This is a genomic window from Pseudoalteromonas sp. A25, from assembly GCF_009176705.1.
Taxonomy (GTDB): Bacteria; Pseudomonadota; Gammaproteobacteria; order Enterobacterales; family Alteromonadaceae; genus Pseudoalteromonas.
Map to the genome: position 1 here is coordinate 3,249,643 of NZ_AP021846.1, position 21,243 is coordinate 3,270,885.

General features: G+C 43.0%; 18 protein-coding genes. 4 read left to right on the forward strand and 14 right to left on the reverse strand.

Features of this window, described 5'->3' with window-relative positions; all coding sequences use genetic code 11:
* Positions 1 to 46 precede the first annotated feature (46 nt).
* Positions 47 to 1,771 (reverse strand): sodium:solute symporter family protein, encoded by a 1,725-nt coding sequence (locus tag GDK41_RS14050; protein WP_152086998.1) that lies wholly within the window; start codon positions 1,769 to 1,771, stop codon positions 47 to 49.
* A gap of 11 nt (positions 1,772 to 1,782) precedes the next feature.
* Positions 1,783 to 2,046, reverse strand: coding sequence for a DUF4212 domain-containing protein (locus GDK41_RS14055; protein ID WP_152086999.1), 264 nt, complete (start codon positions 2,044 to 2,046; stop codon positions 1,783 to 1,785).
* A 375-nt stretch (positions 2,047 to 2,421) separates the two neighbouring features.
* On the opposite strand from GDK41_RS14055, the gene GDK41_RS14060 reads away from it, so the two are divergent.
* Both GDK41_RS14060 and purU read left to right on the forward strand, forming a co-directional pair.
* Positions 2,422 to 5,856, forward strand: coding sequence for a PAS domain-containing hybrid sensor histidine kinase/response regulator (locus tag GDK41_RS14060; RefSeq protein WP_152087000.1), 3,435 nt, complete (start codon positions 2,422 to 2,424; stop codon positions 5,854 to 5,856).
* Positions 5,857 to 5,982: 126 nt separating this feature from the next.
* Positions 5,983 to 6,813, forward strand: coding sequence for a formyltetrahydrofolate deformylase (purU, locus tag GDK41_RS14065; RefSeq protein ID WP_152087001.1), 831 nt, complete (start codon positions 5,983 to 5,985; stop codon positions 6,811 to 6,813).
* Between the two features lie 39 nt (positions 6,814 to 6,852).
* Here the strand turns inward: purU and GDK41_RS14070 are convergent, their stop codons facing one another.
* Both GDK41_RS14070 and acs read right to left on the reverse strand, forming a co-directional pair.
* Positions 6,853 to 7,506, reverse strand: a complete 654-nt coding sequence (locus GDK41_RS14070) for a response regulator transcription factor (protein WP_152087002.1) — start codon at positions 7,504 to 7,506, stop codon at positions 6,853 to 6,855.
* Between the two features lie 91 nt (positions 7,507 to 7,597).
* Positions 7,598 to 9,535, reverse strand: coding sequence for an acetate--CoA ligase (gene acs, locus GDK41_RS14075; RefSeq protein WP_152087003.1), 1,938 nt, complete (start codon positions 9,533 to 9,535; stop codon positions 7,598 to 7,600).
* 380 nt (positions 9,536 to 9,915) lie between these two features.
* On the opposite strand from acs, the gene GDK41_RS14080 reads away from it, so the two are divergent.
* Entirely contained in the window at positions 9,916 to 11,079 is a 1,164-nt protein-coding gene (locus tag GDK41_RS14080) for a DcaP family trimeric outer membrane transporter (protein ID WP_152087004.1), read from the forward strand.
* Positions 11,080 to 11,145: 66 nt separating this feature from the next.
* Here the strand turns inward: GDK41_RS14080 and recA are convergent, their stop codons facing one another.
* Together recA and GDK41_RS14090 are read right to left on the reverse strand one after the other, a co-directional pair.
* A complete protein-coding gene (gene recA / locus GDK41_RS14085; protein ID WP_152087005.1) occupies positions 11,146 to 12,195 on the reverse strand; it encodes a recombinase RecA in 1,050 nt (349 codons plus the stop codon).
* A 65-nt stretch (positions 12,196 to 12,260) separates the two neighbouring features.
* On the reverse strand, positions 12,261 to 12,752 hold the full coding sequence (locus tag GDK41_RS14090) for a CinA family protein (RefSeq protein ID WP_152087006.1): 492 nt from the start codon (positions 12,750 to 12,752) through the stop codon (positions 12,261 to 12,263).
* A 22-nt stretch (positions 12,753 to 12,774) separates the two neighbouring features.
* Between GDK41_RS14090 and mutS the strand changes: the two genes are divergently transcribed.
* The gene (gene mutS, locus GDK41_RS14095; protein ID WP_152087007.1) at positions 12,775 to 15,354 is read left to right on the forward strand and encodes a DNA mismatch repair protein MutS; all 2,580 of its coding nucleotides are present in this window, start codon (positions 12,775 to 12,777) and stop codon (positions 15,352 to 15,354) included.
* A gap of 72 nt (positions 15,355 to 15,426) precedes the next feature.
* Here mutS and rpoS read toward each other — a convergent pair whose 3' ends face one another.
* From rpoS to ftsB, 8 genes are all read right to left on the reverse strand, one after another.
* Complete coding sequence (rpoS, locus tag GDK41_RS14100; protein WP_152087008.1) at positions 15,427 to 16,404, reverse strand: RNA polymerase sigma factor RpoS; 978 nt, start codon at positions 16,402 to 16,404, stop codon at positions 15,427 to 15,429.
* A 56-nt stretch (positions 16,405 to 16,460) separates the two neighbouring features.
* Positions 16,461 to 17,288: a peptidoglycan DD-metalloendopeptidase family protein gene (locus GDK41_RS14105; RefSeq protein WP_152087009.1), complete on the reverse strand. Its 828-nt coding sequence runs from the start codon at positions 17,286 to 17,288 to the stop codon at positions 16,461 to 16,463.
* A 91-nt stretch (positions 17,289 to 17,379) separates the two neighbouring features.
* Positions 17,380 to 18,018 carry a protein-L-isoaspartate(D-aspartate) O-methyltransferase gene (locus GDK41_RS14110; RefSeq protein ID WP_152087010.1) on the reverse strand — a complete coding sequence of 213 codons (639 nt, stop codon included), beginning with the start codon at positions 18,016 to 18,018 and terminating at the stop codon, positions 17,380 to 17,382.
* A 2-nt stretch (positions 18,019 to 18,020) separates the two neighbouring features.
* The gene (surE, locus tag GDK41_RS14115) at positions 18,021 to 18,770 is read right to left on the reverse strand and encodes a 5'/3'-nucleotidase SurE (RefSeq protein WP_152087011.1); all 750 of its coding nucleotides are present in this window, start codon (positions 18,768 to 18,770) and stop codon (positions 18,021 to 18,023) included.
* Positions 18,754 to 19,797, reverse strand: a complete 1,044-nt coding sequence (gene truD / locus GDK41_RS14120) for a tRNA pseudouridine(13) synthase TruD (RefSeq protein ID WP_152087012.1) — start codon at positions 19,795 to 19,797, stop codon at positions 18,754 to 18,756. The genes surE and truD overlap by 17 nt, the downstream gene beginning before the upstream one ends.
* On the reverse strand, positions 19,794 to 20,270 hold the full coding sequence (ispF, locus tag GDK41_RS14125; RefSeq protein WP_152087013.1) for a 2-C-methyl-D-erythritol 2,4-cyclodiphosphate synthase: 477 nt from the start codon (positions 20,268 to 20,270) through the stop codon (positions 19,794 to 19,796). Before ispF ends, truD begins: the two co-directional genes overlap by 4 nt.
* On the reverse strand, positions 20,270 to 20,962 hold the full coding sequence (gene ispD / locus GDK41_RS14130; protein WP_152087014.1) for a 2-C-methyl-D-erythritol 4-phosphate cytidylyltransferase: 693 nt from the start codon (positions 20,960 to 20,962) through the stop codon (positions 20,270 to 20,272). The genes ispF and ispD overlap by 1 nt, the downstream gene beginning before the upstream one ends.
* Positions 20,946 to 21,239, reverse strand: coding sequence for a cell division protein FtsB (gene ftsB / locus GDK41_RS14135; protein ID WP_152087015.1), 294 nt, complete (start codon positions 21,237 to 21,239; stop codon positions 20,946 to 20,948). The genes ispD and ftsB overlap by 17 nt, the downstream gene beginning before the upstream one ends.
* Positions 21,240 to 21,243: the final 4 nt, after the last annotated feature.

Sequence of the window (21,243 nt, forward strand, 5' to 3'; positions counted from 1 at the left end):
AAAACCCAGCCCAATGGGCTGGGTATCCTTTTACTCACTTGAGCTATTAATGCGCATGAGCAGCACTTGAGCCTTTTGGATTACGAATACTTTCTACCATTTGTTGCACTTCAACTGGTGTTTGCGCAGTTAATTTCAATACTACCGCAGCCACCACAAAGTTCACCACCATACCTACAATACCTATTCCCTCTGGAGAAATACCGAATAACCAATTCGCAGGAGTGTTAAGCTCTGGGCTAACAAACTTAAAGTAAATAATATAGGCAGCAGTGAAGGTGATCCCTGTTACCATACCCGCAATTGCACCCTCTTTATTCATACTCTTAGAGAAGATCCCCATAATAATCGCAGGGAAGAAACTAGCTGCAGCTAAACCGAAGGCAAACGCAACTACCGAAGCTACAAATCCAGGAGGATTAATCCCAAAATATGCTGAAATAACAATTGCTACCATGGCTGACAAGCGTGCGGCAAGTAACTCTTGTTTATCACTTATATTGGGTTTAAGGGTACGTTTGAGCAAGTCATGAGATACCGAAGTGGATATAACGAGTAACAACCCTGCAGTTGTAGATAATGCCGCAGCGATACCACCGGCCGCGACCAATGCGATAACCCAAGCAGGTAAATCTGCGATCTCAGGGTTTGCCAACACCATAATGTCACGATCTATCTTCACTTCATTAGCGCTATTTGGATCTTCTACTTTACCCGCCGAGTAAGACATCTTGCCGTCGTTGTTTTTGTCTTCAAATACGATCAACCCTGTTCTTTCCCAGTTTTTCACCCAAGTTGGTGCATCCGCATACACAGTACCACTGCCATCTTTACCGTTAATGGTATCTATCATATTAACGCGCGCAAATGACGCAACAGCAGGTGCTGTTGTGTATACAATAGCAATAAAGACCAAAGTCCAAGCGGCAGATATACGGGTATCTTTAACACGAGGCACAGTAAAAAAGCGCACAATAACGTGAGGTAAACCAGCTGTTCCCACCATTAATGCAGCGGTAATCGCAAACACATCAATCATGCTCTTAGAGCCTTCAGTATACTGAGCAAAACCGAGCTCGGCACTTAACCCATCAAGCTTGTCTAAGACGTACATCCCTGAGCCATCAGCCAGTGTAGCGCCAAAACCTGTTTGTGGCAGCAAGTGACCCGTCATCATCAACGAGATAAAAATTGCGGGAACTAGATACGCAAACACCAGTACACAATATTGCGCAACTTGTGTGTAGGTTATCCCTTTCATACCACCCAGTACGGCATAGAAGAACACAATCACCATGCCGATATAAACACCGGTTTCAATGTCTACTTCTAAAAAGCGAGAAAACACCACGCCAACGCCGCGCATTTGCCCCGCAATATAAGTAAAGCAGATAAATATGGCACACAGTATGGCCACAACACGCGCCACCTGAGAGTAGTATCGATCGCCAATAAAGTCGGGCACAGTAAACTTGCCAAACTTACGTAAATAAGGTGCCAAGCACAATGCTAGTAAAACATAACCACCAGTCCACCCCATTAGGTAAACACCACCATCGTAACCTGCAAACGAGATGATCCCCGCCATAGAAATAAACGATGCAGCACTCATCCAGTCTGCTGCGGTTGCCATGCCATTTGCAAACGGCGGTACACCGCCACCAGCAACATAAAAGTCTTGCGTTGATCCCGCTCTTGCCCATATTGCAATGCCGATATAAAGCGCAAAGCTCAAACCAACAATAATAAATGTGAGAGTTTGTACATCCATCGTATTGCCCCTTATTCGTCTACGCCATATTTTTTATCTAATGCATTCATTTTGAATACGTAGACAAAAATCAAAACCACAAAAGTGTAAATTGCGCCTTGTTGTGAAAACCAAAAACCTAATTTGAACCCAAAGAAACGGATTTCATTCAGTACATCTACCAGCAAAATGCCAAAACCAAACGACACGACAAACCAAATTGCCAATAGTTTGAACATTAAACTGAGATTTTCTGACCAGTATGCTTTTGCTTGTTGTTCGTCTTTAAAAGCCATTTTTGTATCCCCTATCACTTGCTCTGTGATGAGCTGTGTTGGTATTAATTGTCATCATTTACCTTAGCAATGGCTTTGTAAGAAGAAATTGAGACCTTAGTCGTAGCAATTAACTTACCTTTACGTAAACTGCACCTTGAAAGAAACTAATACAAAATAAAACTAATAAATAACAATGGCTTAAAAATATAAAACAAAGCGCATGTGAACTTGCCCTAAAATATGACGCTTATACGACATTAGTCTAAATATATTTAGAATTACAATTAATTACTTTAAATACAAAAACTTGTAATTTATCAGACCAAGTCAGCTATACAGACTTAAAAACAAATTGTGGTAAGGTAAAGCAATCGAAGTTTAAGAAGAACAACAATGACAGCCGCTCTCATTCTCGTTGCACTGAGCTATATAGGTGTATTATTTTGGTTGGCCAACTGGGGGGATAAAACCACCCCCCTGGCAATGCGCATTACCCATCACCCCTTTGTCTATGCGTTTTCATTGGGTATTTACTGCACATCTTGGACTTACTATGGTGCAGTTGGCACGGCAGCAGAGAGTAGCTGGCACTACTTACCAATTTTATTGGGGCCAGCCTTACTGTTTTTGTTTGGCCATGGTTTTTTACGCAAATTATTACTGGTCAGTAAAAAGCAAAATATCACAACCATTGCAGACTTTATTTCAGCACGCTATGGCAAACGTCAAACCACTGCTGTGATGGTCACTATGATAGCGCTGCTGGCAACGATTCCTTATATCGCACTGCAACTTAAAGCGTTAAGTAGTAGCTTTTTGCTGCTACAACAAGATGACGCGCTCTCTGGAAATGTACTTGCATTAACTGGCACACTCATTATGGCTTTGTTTGCTATCTTTTTTGGCACCCGCAAAGTGGATGTCACAGAGTATCGCTCTGGATTAATGTTAGCAGTGGCTTTTGAGTCAATCATCAAATTACTGGCACTCGCTGCGGTTGCATTTCTGGCTATTATAACGCTAATTCAGCTACCACAAGCGCACACCATTTCTTTTCAACATTGGCTTAATTTTGACGCATTAAACTTCAACTTTATTGGCCAAACGTTAATGGCTGCCGCTGCCATTATTTGTTTGCCTAGACAGTTTCACGTCACTGTGGTCGACAACCAAAATCATCGGCACTTGCATACTGCTCGCTGGGCGTTTCCACTGTATTTACTACTCACAGCCGCCATGATCATCCCTATAACAACCGCAGCAATACACCCGCAAATAGGGAGCAATATTTCTGCTGATAGCTTTGTACTTGCGCTACCTCTCATGCTGGACCACCCCATTGTTACAACTTTTGTCTTTATCGGGGGGTTATCAGCCGCAACAGCGATGATTGTTGTGGCAACCTTAACGCTCAGTACCATGTTATCCAACGATGTGGTTTTGCCGCTGCTGTTAAAACGTAAATTGAAGCGCAGTGCACTTACGCGCAACTACAAAACCCCAATTTTGCTGATCCGCCGCCTAACAATTGCCGCAATCTTATTGCTGGCTTACCTATACCAACAATGGTTTGGTCATGGTGAAGCATTAGCAAGTATGGGCTTGGTTGCGTTTTCTTTGGTCACTCAACTCCTGCCTGCCATCGTTGGCGGGCTGTATTGGCGTAAAGGACATGCCTACGGTGTTTATGCAGGTTTACTCGCTGGCTTTACCTGTTGGGCATTGTTTTTAATGCTGCCAGTGGTCAGTACCGGGGCACCTTTCGATTATGAGCTAAGACAAAGCATCATTACGCGTGGTACGCTCATCGCGCTGCTGGCCAATATCACCTGCTATATTAGCTTTTCACTTGCTGCCCATGAACGCTTGATTGATAAAATCCAAGCCGCCGCCTTTGTTTTTCCAAAAGAACAAGCGCGCTTTTCAAAGCGTTTAGATAAAAATGTTAAAGCCAGCGTTTATGACTTTAAAGTACTACTGCAAACATTCTTGGGTATTCAGCGTTCTAATCAACTACTTAGTCACTATGCACTGAGCCATAGTATTGATGACAATAACGCACATCCCGATGCTGATTTTATTGCTTATTGTGAGCGAGCACTCACTGGCGTCTTAGGTGCTTCATCAGCGCAAGCGCTTATTCATACCGTGGCATCAGGAAAACAAATGGCATTTGAAGAAGTAGTTAACTTTTTTGATGAAACCACACAAGCGCTACAATTTAACCAAAATCTACTTTATACCTCTTTAGAAAACCTCAGCCATGGTATTTCCGTTGTTGATAAAGATCTCAACTTAGTGGCTTGGAATAAACGTTACAGCGAAATGTTTGCCTATCCTGAGGGCTTTTTGGAAGTCGGTTTACCCATTGAAAAGGTGATCCGATTTAACGCACAACGAGGTGAATGTGGTCCAGGAGATATTGAGCGATTAGTCGATAAACGCGTGCAACATTTACGCAATGGTACTCCTCACCACTTTATTCGCCATCGACGCGATGGCCAAGTATACGAAATGCGCGGCAACCCTTTACCCGAAGGTGGTTTTGTAACGAGCTTTTCGGATATTACGATGCACATTGCTACCCAAAATGCACTCGAAGAAATCAACATGGATCTTGAAAACCGCATTGAGGCTCGCACGCAAGAGATCCGCACCATCAATACCGATTTGCAAGCACAAATAGCTTCTCGTATCGACACAGAAAAAGCGCTCATGGCCGCTAAAAAAGAAGCAGAGCAAGCCAATGATAGTAAAACGCGCTTCTTAGCTTTAGCCAGTCATGACATATTGCAACCACTTAACGCTGCGCGTTTATACCTTGCTGCCATAGATGAAAGCCAATTAAATCAACAAGATCAAGGTAATTTCGATAAGCTATCTGATAGCTTAGATTCAACGGTACACTTAATGTCTGCACTGTTAGATATCGCTAAGTTAGAACAGGGTGCCATGAAACCCGCACCGAGGCATTTTTGTATTGATGATATTTTGAACCCACTGGCCAATGAATATGCCATAGTCTCTAGCGAGAAGGGCTTACAACTTAAAGTTCGCAGTAATCATGCTTACGTTCATAGCGACATTACATACCTAAGACGAATTATCCAAAACCTCGTCTCTAATGCAGTAAAATATACCGAAAATGGCAAGGTGCTAGTGACATGTCGTAACCGAACACACAGTTTGCGCCTAGAAGTGTGGGACACCGGACCTGGGATCTCAGAGCATCAATTGAATAAGATTTTCCATGATTTCTATCGCATCCAGAGTAATGACAACAAAGGGGTTGGCCTTGGCTTAGGCGTTGTAAAACGGCTTTGTGATCTACTGTGTTTAGAGCTGGATGTCACTTCAATTGTTGGTAAAGGGAGTCGTTTTTCCATCACTATCCCTGTTGGTGATAGGCAACTTGCAGATTCAAAAGCGAATGCTGATCCACTTCAATCACAAAGCAATAAAAAAGCCCAACTCAAAGTCATAGTTGTAGATGATGATCCAAAAAACCTCAAAGCCATGGATAGCTTACTAAGTAAGTGGCACATCAACGCAGCGCTCTTTAGTCAAGCACAAGAGGCAATTGAATACGCAAACAATCAGCATGCGCCCGATATGATATTAATGGATTATCAACTTGGTCAGGACGGCGATGGTATTTCACTCATTGCAAACTTACGAAAGATTTGGCAAGCCCCTGTTCCTGCGATATTGATTACCGCAGTGCGAGACGAGGCGCTAAAGCAACAGGCTAAACAAGCGCAGATCCACTACTTGAGCAAGCCAGTTAAGCCCGCAAAACTAAAAGCATTACTCAATCATCGCCTGTAACTTCGCTTATCAGCGGCTAATTTCAAAAAATAGCCGTTATTTTGCAATTTATAGTTAACCTAGTGATTGCGGGTTGCTAGTATGCTAAATCCCTTGCTAAAAAGGGTTTGTATAGGAATGAGGAAAATGAACTACATACTTACTACGCAATGTGCCGATGACGTCGGGCTCATTGCTAAAATTACCAACTTATGTTTTCAACACAATTTAAATATTACTCGTAACAATGAATTTGTAGACCGCGAAGGATCTCGTTTTTTCATGCGCACAGAATTAACAGGCGAGCCAAACCCGCAATTTTTGGATCAGTTACGAGCGCAACTTCCACAAGGTGCGCAAGTTTCACTTCATCATGGTGAGAAAACAAAAGTTGTTTTATTGGCAACCAAAGAAGCCCATTGTTTAGGTGGTGTGCTACTTAAAGAATATGAAAAAGCAATGAATATCGAGATCTTAGCCGTGGTGGCCAATTATCCTGATTTAGAACCTTTAGTTACTGGTTTTGGTATTCCTTTTCACAACGTACCGCATACCGGGTTGTCGCGCTTGGAGCATGATAACAATATGGCGCAAGTCATTGAGCAATATCAGCCTGATATTATTGGCCTAGCCAAATACATGCGTATTTTAAGTCCTGAATTTGTAGCTCGATTCAACAACCGCATCATTAACATCCATCACTCGTTTTTACCGGCTTTTATTGGTGCAAAGCCTTATCACCAAGCGTTTGAACGTGGTGTAAAAATCATTGGCGCAACGGCACACTTTGTCAACGATGAATTGGATGAAGGCCCGATTATTGTTCAAGATGTTACACAAGTGAGCCATGCTAATGATGCTGAAAGTATGGCAAAAATGGGCAGAGACATTGAAAAGACGGTCTTTTGTAAAGCATTACAATTGGCTTGTGAGCACAAGGTTTTTATTAACGATAATAAAACAGTAGTATTTAGTTAATTGACTTTGTTAGCGAGCATAAGAAGCGCTTGGCGCTTTTTATGCTTGCGACTCAATTGGTTCTAATTGCAGTTTAGAAGCTATCAATACTGCTTGTGTACGGTTATACACCCCTAACTTTCTAAAAATTGCGGTGATATGCGCTTTAACCGTTGCTTCTGAAATATGTAACTCGAAGGCGATCTGCTTATTGAGCAACCCCTCATGTAAATATTGCAGCACTTTAAATTGTTGAGGTGTTAGTGAGGCGACTTGCTGAGCAAGCTCTTTATCTTCGTGCTCTGTGTTGGCGACTTGGTCTTTTATATTTTCAGGCAACCAGTTGTCTCCTTCCAACACAGAATCAATCGCTTGACTGATCTCTTGCGGTGATGAGGACTTAGGAATAAAACCCATCGCGCCATAGGCCATTACTTTAGAGATCACGCTAAGATCTTCACTACCAGATACCACCACAATGGGTAGACTCGGATAATCCTCTCTCACCCTTATCAAGCCGTAAAGATCTCCACTTCCTGGCATATGTAAATCCAATAATAGTAGGTCTAAGTCATCTTGTTGTGAGAGTATGGACAGTGTGCTATCGAAAGTATCGGCTTCAAACACAGTGAGTGAATCAAACTGATTTTGCAACGCGCCTTTTAGTGCCGCTCTAAATAACGGATGATCGTCTGCAATTAAAAACTGGTTCATACTGTGCTCCTAAAAAATTCGGCCACTATCTTGCAATAGCAGCCGATATACTCGTTTAGAATTAAATGAAATTCAAGCTTTTAACGTTCAATTAACGATTCAAGCGGTTCTCAATTAACTCATCGACTACGCTAGGATCCGCAAGCGTTGACGTATCTCCTAACTGTTGATACTCATTAGCCGCAATTTTACGCAGTATACGGCGCATGATCTTACCCGATCTGGTTTTTGGTAACCCGGGTGACCACTGGATCATATCAGGAGAAGCGATTGGGCTAAGTTCTTTGCGTACCCAGTTTCTCACGTCTTTGGTTAATTCTTCTGTGACCACCACTCCCTCATTTGGCGTGATGTAAACATAGATCCCTTGACCTTTTATATCATGGGGGTAACCCACAACGGCCGCCTCAGCAACAGACTCATGTGCAACCAATGCACTTTCAATTTCAGCAGTACCCAGTCGGTGCCCAGAGACATTGAGTACATCATCCACACGACCTGTGATCCAATAATAGCCATCTTCATCACGGCGACAACCATCCCCTGTAAAGTACACCCCTGGGTATGCTGAGAAGTAGGTTTGCTCAAAGCGCTCATGGTCGCCGTAAACTGTGCGAGCTTGTGAAGGCCAGCTATCAAGAATAACTAAGTTCCCCTCAGCAGCACCAGGTAAGTCATTGCCTTGCGCATCAAATAGCGCAGGCGCAATACCAAAGAAAGGTCTGGTTGCAGAGCCTGGTTTCATATCAGTTGCACCTGGCAGTGGCGTGATCATAATGCCACCGGTCTCTGTTTGCCACCATGTATCTACAATTGGGCAAGCGCCATTACCAATTTTGTCATAGTACCAAGACCAAGCTTCTGGATTTATTGGCTCTCCCACAGACCCTAGAATACGCAAACTAGCACGATTAGACGTTGCCGTAGGCTCATCGCCCTTAGCCATCAAGGCACGAATGGCCGTTGGTGCGGTATAAAGAATAGTGACATTGTGTTTATCAACAATTTCACCAATGCGGCCAGCACTTGGGTAAGTTGGTACCCCCTCAAAAATGACTTGTGTGCAACCATTTGCCAAAGGTCCGTATGCAATGTAGCTATGACCGGTGATCCAACCCACATCAGCACTACACCAGTAAACATCGTCTTCTTTCAGATCAAATACGTATTCGTGAGTCATTGATGCATAGACCAAATACCCGCCGGTAGTATGCACTACGCCTTTGGGCTGACCTGTCGACCCTGAGGTATATAAAATAAATAGTGGGTCTTCTGCATCCATGGCCGTTGGCGGGCACACAGTATCTACATCAGCAACTAACTCATGCCACCATACATCATGATTTTGCCATTCGACTTCACCACCAGTTAAACGATGAACTACCACATGTTCAATCTCAACGCCCGGTTGCGAAACCGCTTCATCTACATTTGCTTTGAGCGGGACACAATTGCCCCCACGTCGTCCTTCATCTGATGTGATCACCACTTTAGCACCAGAATCTTTAATTCTATCCGCTATGGCTGATGGTGAAAAGCCGCCAAATACAACTGAGTGAATAGCTCCAATTCGAGCACAAGCCTGCATCGCATAAACAGCTTGTGGCGTCATAGGCATATAAATCGCAACACGATCGCCTTTGTTTACGCCCAGTTTTTTCAAGCCGTTTGCTAGTTTTGCAACTTCATCATGTAAAGTTTGATAGGTGATATGCTCACTTTGTGCTGGATTATCGCCCTCCCAAATGAGTGCAACTTTATCTGCTTTATCTTTAAGGTGCCTATCAATACAGTTGTAAGAGGCATTAAGTTGCCCATCTTCGAACCATTTGATGCTGATGTGGCCTTTATCAAATGAGGTGTTCTTAACCTTTGTAAATGGCTTTGACCACGCTAGGCGTTGCCCATGTTCAGCCCAAAATCCTTGTGGATCCTCAATTGACTGCTTATATAGCGTGTTATATTTATCGTTATCAATGAGTGCATTGTTCTTTATAGCTTCAGGAACAGGATAAATGCTCTGTGTCATAGTCATCTCCATTTTAATTTGTTTGCCTTTCGGCGTTGCCCAAGCATCACTCAGCCAAAGCCATGAAAGTATTAGACCTTAGTTGTAGAGGTAAATAACACCGACCTATAACATGAAATTATCTCAAGTATTTTGCATAGCCAAGCAAATATTCTTCTACTCATTATAGACTCTATAAAGTTGCATAAAATCAACAAATTAAATAATTCCTTCGATTTTAGTAAAATAGCCTATTCCGCTTTTTCCTTCTAATTGTTACCACCTTAGTCGTATAGACCAATAGGTAATTGAGTAAATGCCATCCTTCATCAAAAGTGAATACCGACGCTTTATTATCAGACAGCGACTCAACAAATGCGTCGTTGCAAAGGAAAATCATTATGACAACATTCGGTTACACAAGAAAAACGACAATTGCCGCTAGTATTTTTACCGTGCTATCTACCCCGTCGATCGCAGCCTCTATAGGTCAAACTGATATCAATTACGGCGGCTATATTAAGCTTGATGCCATTTGGAGTGACTTTTCCGATGGCACCTTAGGAAGCGGTAATATCGGTCGAGACTTTTACGTACCAGGTACGACACCTGTCTCTGCAACGTCCTCTGAAGATGCAGTATTTGACATGCACGCAAGACAATCTCGATTTAACTTAGCCACCAACACGAAGTTAGACGATGGCAGTGAAATTAAAACCAAAATTGAACTCGACTTTATCGCATCAATCGGTGGTAATGAGCGTGTCACAAATTCATACTCACCAAGACTTAGACAAGCTTACGTGAGTTACAAAGGCTGGATGTTTGGTCAAGCTTGGTCAAACTTTCAAAATGTCTCTGCTTTGCCAGAAACACTGGATTTTGTAGGACCCGCCGAAGGCACCGTGTTCGTGCGCCAAGCTATGGTTAAATACAAGGTGGGTAATTGGTCATTTTCTGCAGAAAACCCAGAAAGCACCGTAACAACCGCAGATAGTGCAAGAGTCGTTACCGACGATGCCAGCATGCCAGATTTTACAGCGCGCTATACCTATAACGCTGATTGGGGTCATTTTGTTGTTGCAGCGCTTGCTCGTCAGCTCACCTACAAGTTGGGTGCTGCCGACGAAAGCGAAACATCAATTGGCTTAAGTGCGTCGGGGCGCATCAATTTTGGCAAAAATAACCTCAAATTTATGCTCACACAAGGCCAAGGTTTAGGACGTTATGTGGGGTTAAATGTTGCAAATGGTGGTCTATATGACGGAAATAAGTTGCATGCCATTGACTCTACTTCTGGTTTTATTGCTTATCAACAGCTGTGGAGTGATGAACTGCGCTCGACCTTCCTATATTCGTTTTTTTCTGCTGATAATGACAACAATCTACTTTCTATTTCGGGTAACCCAACTAAATCCAGCCAAAGCTTGAGTGCTAATTTACTCTATTCTCCGGTTAAAAAGCTGACCTTTGGCGTTGAATACAAAGTGGCGACACGGGATACCGAAGCTAAAATTGACGGCGATCTGAATCGTTTACAGTTATCTGCAAAATACGTTTTTTAACGGTGTTGCCGTTTTCCATAAAAAAGCCCAGCATTGCTGGGCTTCTTACGCTTAATTCGAGTTTTTTTATAGTTCAACATCCGTTGCTGCTAAACCTTGATCTTCACCTTCTTCAGGTTTAATGGTCGCTTGCAACAGTAGCATCTCACGCAACTTCCCTTCTATCTCGTTGGAAATTTCAGGGTTTTCTTTAAGGAATTTAATTGAATTAGATTTACCTTGTCCAACTTTGCTTCCGTTGTAGCTATACCAAGCACCTGACTTTTCAACCAGCTTGTGCTTAACGCCTAAGTCAATCAACTCACCATGCTTAGAAATACCTTCACCGTACATAATGATAAATTCTGCTTGCTTAAATGGAGGTGCAACCTTGTTCTTAACTATTTTAACCCGTGTTTCGTTACCAACAACTTCGTCACCTTCTTTAACAGACCCAATACGGCGAATGTCAATACGTACTGATGAATAGAATTTAAGCGCGTTACCGCCTGTTGTTGTTTCAGGGTTACCAAACATCACACCAATTTTCATACGAATTTGGTTGATGAAAATACATAACGTATTAGAACGCTTGATGTTTGCCGTTAATTTACGTAGTGCTTGAGACATTAAGCGAGCTTGCAAGCCAACGTGCGTATCGCCCATATCACCTTCAATTTCAGCTTTTGGTGTGAGAGCTGCCACAGAGTCAACAATCACCACATCTACAGCGCCAGAGCGAACCAGCATGTCACAAATTTCTAGCGCTTGCTCACCGGTGTCTGGTTGAGATACTAAAAGATCATCAACATTTACGCCTAATTTTTCTGCATAGACTGGGTCGAGCGCATGTTCTGCATCAACAAAGGCACAGGTTTTGCCTTGCTTTTGTGCTTCAGCGATAACTTGTAACGTCAACGTGGTTTTACCTGAAGACTCAGGTCCATAAATTTCTACAATACGGCCTGTTGGCAAACCACCAATACCCAACGCAATATCAATACCCAGTGAGCCGGTAGAAATTGATTCGATATCGAGCGCTTTGCTATCGCCTAGCTTCATAATCGAACCTTTTCCAAATTGACGTTCAATTTGTGACAATGCAGCGTCGAGTGCCTTTTGTTTGTTATCGTTCATTTGCTTCTCCAATCTAGCGTAATGGGCTCAGTATACTGTATAGAATCACAGTATCAAGTACATTTTTATCCTTGAATACGAGAAACTATATTTTTTAAAGCAAAAGCAATAGCTTGAGTCCTAACATAACTACGATCACCGGTAAAAACTTGCTCATAACTAGTCACATCACCCTGCACATTAATTGCAAACCATACCAATCCCACAGGTTTATCATCTGAGCCGCCACCTGGGCCGGCAATACCTGATACCGAAACAGCAATATCTGCATTGGCCGCTCGCGCAGCTCCTGTGGCCATTTCTAAAACAGTTTGCTCGCTCACCGCACCATAACTATTTAATGTCTGGGTATTAACGCCCAATAAATCTCGTTTTGCATCATTACTGTAGGTAACAAAACATCGGTCAAGATAGTTGGAGCTTCCCGGAGTATCTGTGAGCGCGTAACTTATACCACCACCAGTACATGACTCAGCGGTAGTGATCGTCAAACGTTTATCCGTTAAAATAGCGCCCAATTGTGCAGCCAGAGTCTTAATCTCTTGGTTTAGCTCCATATTCAACCTCTTAGGTAGATGCATGTCGATAGATTTATATTCAGAACATACTATAAAACAACAAACCCCTATGATGCAGCAATATCTTAGGATTAAAGCTGAGCATCAAGATATTTTATTGTTCTATCGCATGGGTGATTTTTACGAACTGTTCTTCGATGATGCTATCCGTGCGGCTCAATTGCTAGATATTTCACAAACCCATCGTGGCAAGGCATCAGGCGATCCCATTCCCATGGCCGGCGTGCCTTACCATGCTGTAGAAAATTATCTAGCGCGTTTAGTGCAAATGGGTGAATCTGTAGCGATTTGTGAGCAGGTGGGCGATCCTGCCACCAGCAAAGGGCCTGTTGAGCGTAAAGTAGTAAGAATAGTTACACCAGGAACTGTTACAGACGAAGCGTTGCTACAAGAGCGTCAAGACAATTTACTCGCTGCATTATGGCAAGATAAACAGCATCAATATGGTGTTGCGTACCTTGATATTAACTCTGGTCAATTTTGTATTGTTGAGCTTAAGACCGATGAAGCACTCAGTTCAACTCTACAACGCTTGCAGCCTGCAGAGTTACTCTATCCTGAGTCATTTAAAAACCTACACCTCATTGAGCAGTTTAAAGGCGCACGAAGACGCCCCGATTGGGAGTTTGATTTAGATACAGCCAAACATCTCTTATGCCAGCAATTTGAGACAAAAGATCTTATTGGTTTTGGGGTAGAACAAGCAGCTACCGCGTTAGTGGCTGCCGGTTGTGTTATGCAGTATGTAAAAGATACCCAACGTACCGCACTGCCTCATATTCGCGCTATCACCTTAGAGAAAAACGAACATGCGGTGATCTTAGATGCAGCAACGCGCAAGAACCTCGAATTAACCCTTAATCTCTCAGGTAGCATTGACAACACATTAGCACAGATCTTAGATAGATCAGCGACTCCTATGGGATCACGCCTACTTAAACGTCGGATCCATACTCCAATTCGAAATCGCAATGAGTTGAATGCCAGACTTAATGCAATCTCAAGCTTAATAGAAACTCAATTATGCCTTGATACCTATGAGGCCCTAAAACAAATTGGTGATATTGAACGTGTCGTAGCAAGGCTTGCACTATGTAATGCACGGCCAAGAGACTTAACCCGTTTAAGATCGGCTTTACAAGCACTGGCACCACTGCACGCGTTATTGGCAGAAAGTGATGATGCTCGCATCAAACAGATCTGTGTACAATCTCCTACGTTACCAAAGCTACAAGATCTACTTGAACGCGCCATTATCGACAACCCTCCGATTTTGATCCGTGATGGTGGCGTGATAGCCACAGGCTATAACGCCGAGCTTGATGAATGGCGTTCACTCAGCCAAGGTGCTACGGATATTTTAGAGAAACTCGAACTAAGAGAACGAGAAAGAACAGGGATCAGTACACTCAAAATTGGCTATAACAAGGTACATGGGTTTTATATTGAAATTAGCCGCGCAAACTCACACCTAGTACCTGCTGATTATATTCGCCGTCAAACGTTAAAAAATAACGAACGCTACATCATTCCAGAGCTCAAAGAGCATGAAGATAAAGTGCTCGGTAGCCAAAGCAAGGCATTGGCACTTGAAAAGCAACTCTATGAGCAATTGTTTGAATTCATCGCGCCTTATCTAGAGCAACTACAATTAATGGCCGCAGCTTTAGCCGATTTAGATGTGCTCAACACGCTCGCTGAGCGCGCACAAACTCTTGACTACTGTAAGCCTGTTTTAAGCGATAGCGATGAAATACATATCGAAGCTGGACGCCACCCTGTCGTAGAGCAAGTCAGTAAAGACCCATTTATCGCCAATCCAGTGCATCTTAATAATGCACGTAAGATGCTGATCATTACAGGCCCAAACATGGGTGGTAAATCAACCTATATGCGCCAAACAGCTCTGATTGTACTGATGGCACACATTGGTAGCTTTGTGCCAGCAAGCGCTGCAAATATTGGCAACGTAGACAGAATATTCACCCGTATCGGTGCCAGCGATGATTTGGCATCTGGCCGCTCTACATTTATGGTTGAGATGACAGAAACAGCTACCATTTTGAACAATGCCACCAAACAGTCTTTAGTACTGATGGATGAAATTGGCCGAGGTACCAGCACCTATGATGGTTTATCTTTGGCATATGCCACTGCCGACTATTTAGCTCGACAATTAGAAGCAAAAACACTCTTTGCAACTCATTATTTTGAGCTGACAGAGCTTGCTGAGCAGCAATCAGGGTTGGTGAACGTGCATTTAGATGCGGTCGAGCACAACGACACCATTGCCTTTAAACATACCGTGATGGAAGGGGCTGCAAGTAAGAGCTTTGGCTTACAGGTCGCGGGCCTCGCCGGGGTGCCAAAACCAGTTTTAAAACTTGCCAAGCAAAAGCTAGTGCAATTAGAGAATCACCAGAGTGTTGTTGAACCTATTGCACCTGCTCAACATGCTTTACCACTCACAGAGCCTGTGTTATCTGCTGTTGAGCAAGCACTTCAAGACATTGAACCTGATGACTTAAGCCCAAGAGAAGCGCATGCCCTATTATACAAACTGAAACAGCAACTGAATTAAAAAGTAAATTTTCGGCACAAAAAAACCACCTACTAAAGGTGGTTTTTACCAGCATCTACTTAAGTTTAACTTTTATAGTTGCTCAAATAAGCTTTCGGTACTTAAACCTTCATGTTGTAAAATATCTTTTAGGCGTCTTAAAGCTTCTACTTGAATTTGACGTACTCGCTCACGCGTTAAACCGATTTCTCTGCCCACATCTTCAAGCGTTGATGGCTCATACCCTAATAAACCAAACCGCCTTGCTAATACCTCTCGTTGTTTAGGGTTTAACTCACCTAGCCAATCTACAATATGGTTATTAATATCATTGCTTTGCACTTCGCTCTCTGGTCCATGGCCTTTCTCATCGGCAATAATATCCAGCAATGCTTTATCGTTCTCTCCCCCAATTGGGGTATCAACTGACGTTATTTTCTCATTCAAACGCAGCATTTTTGTTACATCTTCAACTGGGCGGTCAAGACACTCTGCTATTTCTTCAGCCGTTGGTTCATGATCGAGCTTTTGCGTTAATTCTCTTGCGGTACGTAAGTAAACATTTAACTCTTTAACGACATGTATCGGCAAACGAATAGTGCGAGTTTGATTCATTATTGCACGTTCGATGGTTTGACGGATCCACCAAGTGGCATAAGTCGAAAATCGAAAACCACGTTCAGGGTCAAACTTTTCAACTGCCCTGATCAAACCAAGATTACCTTCTTCGATTAAATCAAGTAGCGCTAAGCCTCGGTTATTATAGCGACGGGAAATTTTAACCACTAAGCGTAAATTACTTTCAATCATCCGCTTACGGGATGCCTCGCAGCCTTTAAGCGCCTTACGAGCGAAGTACACTTCTTCTTCAGCGCTAAGCAAAGGTGAAAAGCCAATCTCACCGAGATACAACTGGGTTGCATCTAAATTTTTTACAGTCTCATCTTTGGCGAAGATGTCGTCATCGTCGTCAATTTCTTCCAATAATTCGGCCTTTGAGCTATCTAGCTCGTCGAGCTTATCTTCAAAATCGTCCGTTTTTTTGGTTTTAACATTTGCTGTTTGAGCCATACGCATCCTCCCAAGTGATTGAATAGTGACGCATTGCGTTACCCACTTTTACGCCACTACTTACTTGGCAAATATTTAACCGGATTAACAGCTTGCCCTCTAAAACGGATCTCAAACCGCAATGCAGTTTTAGAAGCATCTGTACTACCCATTTCGGCAATTTTTTGCCCAACTTTAACTTTTTGTTGCTCAGTAACCTGTAACTTCGAGTTATGCGCATATGCACTTAGGTAATCATCGTTGTGTTTCAATATGATTAAATTACCGTAACCTCTTAGTGCACTACCGGCATAAACAACCACTCCGTCAGCAGCAGCCTTTACAGGGGCTCCTTCAACGTTGGTGATTTGAAGTCCTTTATAGCCATTTTCTTTACTCGAAAAGTGCTTTGTTACCTTACCAACCGCAGGCCAATGCCAACGTACCTTATTAGAAAACAAAGCCTTAGATGCGTTGTCATTTTTACTGCTATGTTTTTGAACATACTCTCGTTGTTTTGGCTGATCAAGCTCTTTTTTCGCAACTTTGTTATTTTTTTGTTTATTTAAGCTGGACTTATTTCGCGTGTTTGTGTACTTTTTGCGCTTTTTGTTTTTATTTTGTGGATACTCAACATAAATCAATTGACCAGGAAAAATTACATAGGGCGGCTTAATACCGTTAATCTGCGCCACAGTTCTCACATCTTTATTTGCACTGAAAGCAATGGCAAATAACGTGTCACCTTTTTGCACTTTATAACGATTATTTTTAATGTGAATTTTTTGTGTTGAACTGGACTTACCAGTCTTTAGGCTTGTTACTGGGGCGGGCGTACTGCGACTACTACAACCACTTAACAACATACAGGCAATTGCCATCATCAGCAGGTATGTTTTAAGCATCGTTCACCCTTTGAGTATTATAATTATATTGGCTATGTAGTTATCACAAAACTCGCTTCGCTATATTTTAACAACGATAGCAATTATTATATTAAATAATATCACCAGCAACCAAAGGTACAAATCGCACTGGCGCTAAACGGTGTTCAATAAAGCGCTCTCCTTTGCGAACAAACAACGTTAGTTGTTGCTCTTGCTCCCCTAAAGGTACGATCAGTGCCCCCTGATCTTCAAGCTGCTCTAACAAAGGTTGGGGTACTTCCTTGGCAGCCGCTGTAACAATGATCCCAGAAAAAGGCGCTTTAGATTGCCAACCTTGCCAGCCATCACCGTGTTTCATGGTTACATTGTATAAATCAAGCAAATGCAATCGACGTTTTGCTTGCCACTGCAACGCTTTAATACGCTCAACACTGCATACTTCTGCAAATAGTTGAGCCAAAATAGCCGTTTGATAACCAGAGCCCGTGCCAATCTCTAACACTTTACCGGTTACACCCACTTGCAGTAGCACCTCCGTCATTTTAGCGACGATATAGGGCTGTGAAATTGTCTGTCCCTGCCCTATGGGTAAGGCCGTATTCTCATAAGACTTATGTTTAAGCACATCGTCAACAAACATATGTCGTGGTGTCTGGGCTATCACCTTTAAAACCAGTTGATCTTCCACGCCTTGCTCTTTGAGCAATTGAACCAACGCATTGGCGCTGCGTTTATAGCTACTTAACACCGTTAATCAGCCTCGGCTAACCAGTCTGACATTGCCGTTAAACTTTCATGGGCGGTCATATCCACTTTAAGCGGTGTGATCGCAGCATAGCCATGATTTATAGCATGAAAGTCAGTACCTTCGCCTGCATCGCTCTCACTTCCCAAGTTGCCGTACCAAAATATATCTCGGCCCCATGGGTCTTGTTGCTTAGTCATTGTTTCGGCTTTGTGCCTAGCCCCTAAACGACACACTTTAATGCCCTTAAGTTCAGTAAGTGGCACATTGGGTACATTAATATTAATAATTTGATCTTTTGGCAGCGGGTGGCTTCGCAATTGTTTTATGATGTCTAAAGTTACCTGTGCCGCTGTTTCGTAGTGGTTCTCTTGTTTAGAACTTAACGAAACGGCAATTGCTGGCAAGCCCAAATGACGCCCTTCACTTGCTGCAGCAACAGTTCCTGAATAAAGCGTGTCGTCTCCCAGGTTCGCACCATTGTTTATACCTGCCACGACCAAATCAGGTAAATCGTCCATGAGCTGATTAACCCCTAAATGCACACAATCAGTCGGCGTGCCATTAACTGATATAAAGCCATTATCAAGTACGGTCGCTCGCAAAGGATTAAGCAAAGTCAAAGAGTTACTAGCACCACTGCAATTTCTATCCGGGGCTACAACGGTGACGTCTGCAATTTGTTTGAGCGCTTTATATAAAACCTCAATGCCTTTAGCATGTACGCCGTCATCATTACTAAGCAAGATCCTCATCAACTACCTCACGAGTTAAATTGTCTTTACTGGCATCTCGATGCTGTACCAGCTCTCTAAGCACGGCTGTGGCAAATGTACCTTTGGGCAAACTGAATGACAGTTTAATCGTACTACTGTCTATTGTTTCCACTTGTAGGTTGTTTGGCACTAAGCGTAACGCCCGCCTTTCAATCTTTAAGCCTAACTGCCCAAGCCCTTGTTGCCAAGCACTATATGGTTGTAACCATTCTCTTTCTTGTGCAACTAACCCTTTCTCACCCTTACCAACCATGGGGGCAGATAATAAAATATCACCACTGGTTAAGCGTGCGATGATCTCATCACTGATATCATCTTCAAAAAAGGCATTGCTGCCATTTAACAAAAACACTTCTCGATGCCATGTTTTAGCTAAACCGTGGTGCTCAACACGTAAACTCACCAACTGATTAAAAATGTGAGAGCGCGCCGCTGAAATTACAATGCCACGCAGCTTTTTGTCTCTGATCTGCTCACCTGAAAATAAACGCTCAGCCATTTCCAAGTTGTGCCCATCATGGCCAAACCGTTGCTCACCAAAATAGTTGGGAACCCCCTGGCGCACTGCGTTAATCCGAGAAAGAATATCAAGCGGCATATCAACATTACGCAAGGTGAGCTTAAAATGGTTACCACTGTGACAACCTGTGCGTAATTTTCGGTTATGTCGAACTTGTTTAACAACAAAAATACTGTCGCTGTTTAGTGCGCTAAAATCGATCTCTTTTTTAATAGCAACAGGTACGCTAAACCACTGACTACATACGCCATGACGGTCTTTTAAACCCGCGTAACTGACATCCCTTGGGGCAACATTGGCAAGCTTGGCGATTTGTTTTGCTACATAGGTGGTATTTTCACCCTTTTTAATGATCTGAAGACAAACATGCTCGCCTTCTCCAGTCAGTGGAATATCTAAAAGCTCATCCACCATAAAGTCTTCAGCACTGGACTTAAAGTCAGCTTTTGACTGAGGCTGGCCGTATAAATAATTGAGCGTATTCATGACTTGATCAACACCACAACAGCATGGGCTGATATGCCTTCTTTTCGGCCCTCAAAGCCTAGCTTTTCTGTTGTGGTCGCCTTTACATTCACTTGTGAAATATCTGCTTGGCAATCTGTGGCTAGATTTGCTCTCATCGCATCAATATGGGGGCGCATTTTAGGGGCCTGCGCAACGATGGTCACATCACAATTACCTAACTTATAGCCCATTGATTGCATTTGTGAAATAACCCGACGCAACAGAATACGGCTATCGATCCCCGCAAATTCTGCCGATGTATCGGGAAAGTGTTTTCCGATATCTCCTAACGCTAACGCACCGAGTACAGCGTCACACAAAGCATGAATTGCCACATCTCCATCTGAATGCGCTATAAAGCCCTGTGCATAAGGTATTTTCTCTGCGCAAATAGTTAGTGGGCCCTCGCCACCAAATTTGTGTACATCAAAGCCATGACCAATTCTAATCATTATTCACTCTCTTGCTTAGAAATTAAAAAACACGCCAAATCATAGTCCTCTGGCGTGGTTATTTTAATATTATCACTGCGTCCACAGATAAGTTTAACTGGGTGTTGTGCCCACTCCATTGCAGAGGCTTCATCGGTAATTGAAACCGAATTTTCCAGCGCCCGTTGCAGCGCGTCTTTTAGCGCTTGGTAAGGGAAAAACTGCGGCGTTAAAGCCTGCCATAGTTGCTCACGAGGTACAGTCTCTAAACTATGAGTTTCACCTCTTTTGATGGTGTCTTTTACTCGAGCGGCAAGAAGGCCCCCTTCCCCATCAGCCATACATTGTGTGATCAATGTTCGCATATCTTGTAGGGTCACTAATGGGCGAGCAGCATCATGCACCAAAACCCAATCAGGCTGATGTGAGGTTAAGGCATTTAGGGCGTTCAGCACCGAGTCGGCTCGCTCTTTGCCCCCGTTAACAGCGATAATACGTCGATCTTGCAAAGGTAATGTTTTGAAGTACTCATCCGTTTCGCTGACAGCAACAACTATGCTATCTAGCTCCGGCAGTTGCCCCAGTTTATTTAAAGTGTGCTCAAGAATCGTTTTATCTGCGATTTTTAGGTATTGCTTGGGGTGTCCAACTTGCATTCGGCTTCCAACACCCGCAGCAGGCACCACCGCCGCTATTTTAATTGTTTGGCTCATGATGTTTTCTAGGGAGTACTCGTATAAATGTTTCGTTTTCTTTGATCATACCAAGCTCATGGCGTGCGCGTTCTTCCACACCTTCTAAACCCAGTTTAAGATCTTCAATATCGGCTTTTAAAAGCTTATTGCGTTTAGAGAGTTTGGTATTAAGTTGCTGATGAGATTCAACGGTGCTTTTTATTCTCGTATAGTCTTGAATGCCGTTATTCGCAAACCACAAACGGTACTGTAAAAAAACAGCCAAGCAGAGTAATACTAATTGAAATATGCGCACAACC

Coding starts and splice junctions, on each gene's coding strand:
- truD (WP_152087012.1), bottom strand. CDS start 19,797: ATGAATACGCTCAATTATTTATACGGCCAGCCTCAGTCAAAAGCTGAC.
- GDK41_RS14080 (WP_152087004.1), top strand. CDS start 9,916: ATGACAACATTCGGTTACACAAGAAAAACGACAATTGCCGCTAGTATT.
- GDK41_RS14090 (WP_152087006.1), bottom strand. CDS start 12,752: ATGGAGCTAAACCAAGAGATTAAGACTCTGGCTGCACAATTGGGCGCT.
- ispF (WP_152087013.1), bottom strand. CDS start 20,270: ATGATTAGAATTGGTCATGGCTTTGATGTACACAAATTTGGTGGCGAG.
- purU (WP_152087001.1), top strand. CDS start 5,983: ATGAACTACATACTTACTACGCAATGTGCCGATGACGTCGGGCTCATT.
- acs (WP_152087003.1), bottom strand. CDS start 9,535: ATGACACAGAGCATTTATCCTGTTCCTGAAGCTATAAAGAACAATGCA.
- GDK41_RS14055 (WP_152086999.1), bottom strand. CDS start 2,046: ATGGCTTTTAAAGACGAACAACAAGCAAAAGCATACTGGTCAGAAAAT.
- rpoS (WP_152087008.1), bottom strand. CDS start 16,404: ATGGCTCAAACAGCAAATGTTAAAACCAAAAAAACGGACGATTTTGAA.
- GDK41_RS14050 (WP_152086998.1), bottom strand. CDS start 1,771: ATGGATGTACAAACTCTCACATTTATTATTGTTGGTTTGAGCTTTGCG.
- mutS (WP_152087007.1), top strand. CDS start 12,775: ATGTCGATAGATTTATATTCAGAACATACTATAAAACAACAAACCCCT.
- GDK41_RS14060 (WP_152087000.1), top strand. CDS start 2,422: ATGACAGCCGCTCTCATTCTCGTTGCACTGAGCTATATAGGTGTATTA.
- GDK41_RS14105 (WP_152087009.1), bottom strand. CDS start 17,288: ATGCTTAAAACATACCTGCTGATGATGGCAATTGCCTGTATGTTGTTA.
- ispD (WP_152087014.1), bottom strand. CDS start 20,962: ATGAGCCAAACAATTAAAATAGCGGCGGTGGTGCCTGCTGCGGGTGTT.
- GDK41_RS14070 (WP_152087002.1), bottom strand. CDS start 7,506: ATGAACCAGTTTTTAATTGCAGACGATCATCCGTTATTTAGAGCGGCA.
- recA (WP_152087005.1), bottom strand. CDS start 12,195: ATGAACGATAACAAACAAAAGGCACTCGACGCTGCATTGTCACAAATT.
- surE (WP_152087011.1), bottom strand. CDS start 18,770: ATGAGGATCTTGCTTAGTAATGATGACGGCGTACATGCTAAAGGCATT.